We start from the raw sequence: 715 nt of genomic DNA on the forward strand, positions 1-715 counted from the left end.
TGGCGCAACCTTCTGCGCCTCGCGCCACTGCGCAACCGTCCAGCCCTGCGGCAGATAGCCGTTGATCGGGTCGTGCGCGCTCGTCTGGTCCGTCACGCAGTCCGGCGTGATGCCACGCTTGACGAACTCGGCGAACACGTCGGCGGCGTTGCCGAGCAGGCCCACCGAAACCGGCTTGCCCGTGCGCTTCGCTTCCTCGACGATGGCGAGCGCCTCGTCGATCGTCTTCGCCTTGCGGTCCACGTAGCGCGTCTTCAGGCGGAAGTCGATGCGCGTTTCATCGCACTCCACCGCGATCATCGAGAAGCCCGCCATCGTCGCCGCAAGCGGCTGTGCGCCGCCCATGCCGCCGAGGCCACCGGTGAGAATCCAGCGGCCTTTCGGGTTGCCGTTGAAGTGCTGGTTCGCCACCGAATAGAACGTTTCGTACGTGCCCTGCACGATGCCCTGCGAGCCGATGTAGATCCAGCTGCCCGCCGTCATCTGGCCGTACATCATGAGGCCCTTGCGGTCCAGTTCGTGGAAGTGTTCCCACGTGGCCCAGTGCGGCACGAGGTTCGAGTTCGCGAGCAGCACGCGCGGTGCGTCGGCATGCGTGCGGAACACGCCCACAGGCTTGCCCGACTGGATCAGCAGCGTTTCGTCTTCGTTCAGGTCCTTGAGCGAGGCGAGGATCTGGTCGAAGCACTCCCAATTGCGCGCGGCGCGGCCAATC

The 715-nt window shown here is 65.7% G+C and carries 1 pseudogene; it reads right to left on the reverse strand.

The window, feature by feature from the left end:
• A pseudogene (locus U5A52_RS43010) lies at positions 1 to 715 on the reverse strand (urocanate hydratase); the annotation flags it as partial.

Origin of the sequence: Paraburkholderia sp. J8-2, assembly GCF_905220195.1 — a bacterium.
In the GTDB taxonomy this organism is placed as follows: domain Bacteria; phylum Pseudomonadota; class Gammaproteobacteria; order Burkholderiales; family Burkholderiaceae; genus Paraburkholderia.